We start from the raw sequence: 231 nt of genomic DNA, 5'->3' as shown, positions 1-231 counted from the left end.
GGAGGAAGCTGGCTCTGGGGCGTCCTGTCGGATGGGTTTGGTGTCTCGACCGCGCTCACGCTGTCCAGCCTTGCGATGGTGGCGGGGGCGCTGATCGGCTTGCGCCTGCCGTTGCCGCAATTCAGCGACCTCAACCTCGATCCGCTCAACCGGTTCAATGCCCCGCTTCTGAGACTAGACCTGCAGCCGCGCAGCGGACCGATCGACAACATGGTCGACTATATCATCGCC

The 231-nt window shown here is 63.6% G+C and carries 1 protein-coding gene; it reads left to right on the top strand.

Going from position 1 to position 231, the window contains the following annotated elements:
- Positions 1–231, top strand: a 231-nt coding sequence (locus KVS69_RS20840) for an MFS transporter (protein WP_217540256.1), incomplete at both ends; no start/stop codon positions are given.

It is taken from the genome of Stenotrophomonas sp. GbtcB23 (genome assembly GCF_019091045.1).
GTDB classification, from domain to species: domain Bacteria; phylum Pseudomonadota; class Gammaproteobacteria; order Xanthomonadales; family Xanthomonadaceae; genus Stenotrophomonas; species Stenotrophomonas rhizophila_A.
The sequence above is the reverse complement of the archived record's forward strand: the minus strand, read 5'-3'. Positions and strand labels throughout refer to the sequence as shown.